General features: G+C 42.8%; 5 protein-coding genes. 1 reads left to right on the top strand and 4 read right to left on the bottom strand.

The window, feature by feature from the left end:
- Positions 1-341 precede the first annotated feature (341 nt).
- Entirely contained in the window at positions 342-455 is a 114-nt protein-coding gene (locus ACOTXL_RS23730) for a hypothetical protein (RefSeq protein WP_032634168.1), read from the top strand.
- Between the two features lie 236 nt (positions 456-691).
- On the opposite strand, the gene ACOTXL_RS23725 is transcribed toward ACOTXL_RS23730, so the two are convergent.
- The 4 genes from ACOTXL_RS23725 to ACOTXL_RS23710 form a co-directional block, all read right to left on the bottom strand.
- On the bottom strand, positions 692-1,060 hold the full coding sequence (locus ACOTXL_RS23725; RefSeq protein ID WP_045626380.1) for a hypothetical protein: 369 nt from the start codon (positions 1,058-1,060) through the stop codon (positions 692-694).
- 72 nt (positions 1,061-1,132) lie between these two features.
- Entirely contained in the window at positions 1,133-2,431 is a 1,299-nt protein-coding gene (locus ACOTXL_RS23720; protein ID WP_045265534.1) for an AAA family ATPase, read from the bottom strand.
- A gap of 1,744 nt (positions 2,432-4,175) precedes the next feature.
- Positions 4,176-4,598 carry a helix-turn-helix domain-containing protein gene (locus ACOTXL_RS23715; RefSeq protein ID WP_045265535.1) on the bottom strand — a complete coding sequence of 141 codons (423 nt, stop codon included), beginning with the start codon at positions 4,596-4,598 and terminating at the stop codon, positions 4,176-4,178.
- A complete protein-coding gene (locus ACOTXL_RS23710) occupies positions 4,598-4,789 on the bottom strand; it encodes a Rop family plasmid primer RNA-binding protein (RefSeq protein ID WP_045265536.1) in 192 nt (63 codons plus the stop codon). The genes ACOTXL_RS23715 and ACOTXL_RS23710 overlap by 1 nt, the downstream gene beginning before the upstream one ends.
- Positions 4,790-4,958 lie beyond the last annotated feature (169 nt).

Genomic DNA, 4,958 nt, shown 5'->3' with positions numbered 1-4,958 from the left:
CTCCGGTCGTTCGGCTGCGGCGAGCGGCAAGACCATTCTTATAAAAGCTCGAGAAAACCGAGCGATCAAGGTAGGAGGAAAAGAGGAGGCCGCGCAGCGGCCGTTTTTCCATAGGCTCCGCCCCCCTGACAAGCATCACAGAAACGGACGCTCAAATCAGTGGTGGCGAAACCCGACAGGACTATAAAGATACCTATCATTTCTGATAGGCGGCTCCCTCGTGCGCTCTCCTGTTCCTGCCTTTCGGTTTACCGGTGCCATTCCGCTGTTATGGCCGCGTTTATCTCATTCCACGCCAGACACTCAGTTCCGGGTAGGCAGTTCGCTCCAAGCTGGACTGTATGCACGAACCCCCCGTTCAGTCCGACTGCTGCGCCTTATCCGGTAACTATCGTCTTGAGTCCAACCCGGAAAGACATGCAAAAGCGCCACTGGCAGCAGCCACTGGTAACTGATTTAGAGGAGTTAGTCTTGAAGTTATGCGCCGGTTAAGGCTAAACTGAAAGAACAAGTTTTGGTTACTGCGCTCCTCCAAGCCAGTTACCTTGGTTCTAAGAGCGCCAACTCTTGGAACCTTCGAAAAAACCGCCCGCCAAGGCGGTTTTTTCGTTTACAGAGCGAGAGATTACGACGAGAACACAGTGATCTCAAGAAGATCTTGCCTCAACATACAGTACAATCGTAACTAAGCCTATTTCCTGCTCTTCCAAAACCGATGATCCTTATCAAAAAAAACTATATAAAACACATTATCCTTTAAAAAACCAGCAACCCTTCTTTTCTGGCCTCCTATATTTTTTATAACACCCCAGTTCTCATCAACTGATATTTCATCAGGGCATTTAAAATCATTAACTGCTGAATCTGGAAATCGAGTGTAGTTAGTAAAAATACCATCAGAGCTGACTTTTGTTATCCCATTAGCTGTAAGATAAACAAGCTTTTCAATTAAATCTGGCAAACTGCCGTCAACCCTCCAAGAATCAATAGACTGACCAATATCATCGACGTTATGAAAATATCTAAAACTAACAGAAATAAATCTATCTGTAGTTTTCATAATGCTCTTTGAGGATTTTGTTTCCTCTTTCCTCGAAGAGCTACGAAGACCGCGGCCTCTCTTTGACATAAATCATCCCTCAGGCATAAGTTTTTCAAATTCATCTAAATTATCAAACAATGGGATAGCATCAAATGCACCAGATAAATAATCATGCCCATACGATGATTTTAAAGTTCGCTGCTTCTCTTTATACTCAACCAAAGAATAGAGATGACTACTTCCTGATTTTATATCTTTATCAACAAACCAAATCTGGTCACGTCTAAAACAATCAGTGTTCATTAGATTAACATCCTGAACAGCAGCTATTATTTGGCTAAGCCCCTCGCTTTGCGCATGGAATATTCTAAACAAAAACTTAGACAAAAGGGTGTGAAACTTAGAATCAAACTCATCAACTAACAATAAGTTACCGTTTATCATGGCATTGTAGATTGGACCAAGAAGATAAACTATCTTTTTAGTACCCTCAGACTCAAAATCAATAGGTACTGAAATCTCACCGCTAGCTGTTTTTTTCACTACTCTAAGAGAAAAAACCTTCTGGTTTTTTGCAAAATTTTGTATTGAACTAAATAAATTTTTTAAATTATCATCATCTGTTTTTATATTTCCAAATGGAAAATCAGGTGCGACCTCATCGAGGTAAATATCATTAATCTGGAATGCTGGAAGTATTTTTTTTAGCCAAGCCTTAAAATCCTCAGACTCATTTATTAACTTCATGGTAATTGCTGTAAACATCCCTTCATTAGAACCAGAAAGGAATACGATATTGTTAAACCAATTAACTACTCGTTTTGAATGCTCACCATTAAAACCAGCAACAACCGAAACAAATGGAACATCCTCCCTTGTTTTTTGAATAACCCCTTCTTTGATAAAAAGGTTTGACTCACTAAAAGCCGCCTTATTTACCTCAATAGAAAGACCATCTCTTTCAAAGAGAATGGTTTCTCTTGATTTTGGTGTGTAGTACAACCATTCTTCTTTTATTTTCCCCTGAAAAATAGACAATCCATATCTATATTTAACCCCATCTGAAATAAAAGTCATTTCCATTTCAGATGGTTTATTTGGTCCATCCTCATCAAGCAAAAACGGTATTACGTTCTTTGTAATGCTACTTTCAATAGCTTGCACGGAATGCAAAACAATATCTTTCATTAAAGAAATTGTTTTCATGAGATTAGACTTCCCGCTAGCGTTAGCCCCAAATATCAGAGCAGATTTCAGTATCCGAACATCACTCACTGAAACCACGTTAGCCAAGTTTATGTCGTCTTTCGCGGATGACACCGCCAACATGCTCATATTTTGAGCATCCATAAAGGAAAATGCGTTAGAAAGACTAAAATTAACCATCATAAGAACACCCCTTACGCCATCCTTAAACAACAAAATGAGTAAATATTGACAAAATCAGGACTTAAGGATAGCATACAAGCGTTCTAAAACAACAGGTGCGTTTAATAGATAGCACGTTATGGAACACTTGTTAAAAAAAGCTAAATGCAGGGGGTCTATGAGATTTTTTCTATACCAAATGGTTCCTTTAGCCGCAGTTGTCAGCTCAGCAGTGCTAGCTTTACACTCGGTTTCAGGATGGGGATGGTTTCTCTTTGTAGCATTTATGCTCAGCGGAGCTGATACAGTGAAGAAACATCTAGGAAATGACGCATGAAAGGAGAAAAACGACGTTTTTTGAAGTAAGTGGGTTAGCCTGTACCACCAGAACTAACCCGTAACAAACCATACACAAATGCGGCACTTGAGTACCACCTCAAGAGCTTGATAAAGCCAGCCACAAGATTTGTTGGTTGCTACAGTACAATTTTGATAGCAAAAATCAACACTCATGTGGCGAAAAATAGGAAATGCACCATGCAGACAGACGAGTCTCAGGCATACATTTTTCGCCCTTATATCACAGTAAAGGGCAAACGGATCACCCGTCCAAACGGTGGGATGTTCAAAATTCCAATTAATCGTGAAAAGAAGAAGTAAGTTGTGACTGCAGCCCTAACGGGCTGCCCCACATTTGATTAAAGAGGATGGTTCTATGTCAGTTTACTGTGTCTCTTATGACCTGAATCAAGCAGGTCAAAACTACAATGCACTATATGATGAGTTAAAAAAATCGCCGGGGTGGTGCCACCCTTTAGATTCCACATGGCTAATATCAACCGGAGAAACAGCGCAACAACTGTCGGATCGTTTGCGTAGGCATCTGGACAATAATGACACCTTGCTTGTGATTGGTGTAACCAAAGAATACGCAGGATGGCTCACCCAAGACACATGGGATTGGATGAGAACAGATATATAGATATAAAGCCCTGCGGGGCTTTTTTTACGTCTGTAGCTGGTGTGGATTTAACATAACCCCCTAATTGTACGCACCGCTAAAACGGCCTCAGGGCGTTTCTGACGGGAAACCGGTAAAACAGGCAACAAACCACCCGAAAACCCGCCAGAAACGCGCAGGCTCTGTTTTTACGGCATGCATGAGTATGCACGCAAGTGCATAGCGCGAAAATTCACGCCATTCAGCCAGGGTAAGTCCTGTTTCCGGCGTTCTTCCCATCCGAAAACGGTGAACGGGGACGCAATTTATTGCGTGGCCGTGAAGCGTTGCCGGCGCAGCCGGAAAACCGGTTTTCAGCACGTTCAGAAATCGGGTTCGTCGACGGCCGGCAATCACGTTATGGCAAGTCGCCGGACGACTCACCACACGATTCACCGGCGAATCTTCACTAGAGTCGTACCCAGAGTCGCCGAGTCTAAAAAACAACCAAACGGGGAGTCGTGTCTAGAGTCGGGTCGTTATTAACTTATTGTTTTTATAGTCCTGAGTCGTTACCGACTCTATGACGACTCGCCGGGGACTCTATGACGACTCGTCATAGAGTCGGATCTATATAAATAAAATTTAAAAAACGAAATTTCAGGAAAGTAACCCACTGATATTAAATACAAATCTGCAAAATGTTAATTTTGCGTGGGGTGTGGGTATTTTTAGTGGTGAGGAGCGTTCAGAGATCTGACGATTTTTGGGAAGGTTCAGGAACTCCCCGGGATGGCCGGAGAGGAAAACGGAAGCATGACGGGGTCAGGATTTTTTCCAGAATTTCCACCACGGGGAATGGGGTGGTGAAGAAGGTTCGTGCTTGTGCTCCAGAAGCTGCATAGCCTGACGAAGGGAATCAATATGCTCATCTCGAGCCTTAACAGCCCCTTTAAGACCATCGTTTTCAGCTTCAAGTAAAGCGATTCTATGTTGTAAATCATGTAAACCAACGCTGTTAACACCTGTAGATTCTGCGTCACTTTTTACATCATATTTTACAGTATCGATGACACCATCAAGAGAACCAAACACTCTAATAAGCTCTGAAGTATCAATAACTTTAATAGCCTTACCGTGCTTTACAACAGAGGTGTAACTTAACTTCCCACTGTTAATCATCTTGTAAATTGTGGGGCGACTAACCTTAACAAGCCGTGCCGCTTCACTAATAGACACTCTGGCCATCAGTTACCATCCTGTAATTCATCCAGTCTCGAGGACAGTGTACGGAAAAGATGCTCCGCATCATCGTGGAGTTTCTCACAAAGGTCGGCCTCGACATCGAGAGCAAGCTCGTTAAGCTTCTCCAGCAGGAGCAGAGACTGATTCTGGATGAATTTAGCCATGTTCAGCGCTGTTTTCTGTTGTTTCGTCATAAGAAGCCTCAGAGCGTCAGTGCTCAGTGTAAAACCAGTCTCTTTTCCGCTTCCTCGCTCACTCAGTCGCTACGCTCCGGTCGTTCGGCTGCGGCGAGCGGCAAGACCATTCTTATAAAAGCTCGAGAAAACCGAGCGATCAAGGTAGGAGGAAAAGAGGAGGCCGCGC

Origin of the sequence: Enterobacter cloacae complex sp. IR5402 (genome assembly GCF_049238125.1) — a bacterium.
In the GTDB taxonomy this organism is placed as follows: Bacteria; Pseudomonadota; Gammaproteobacteria; order Enterobacterales; family Enterobacteriaceae; genus Enterobacter; species Enterobacter hormaechei_C.
This window is presented reverse-complemented; position numbering and strand designations above follow the sequence as displayed.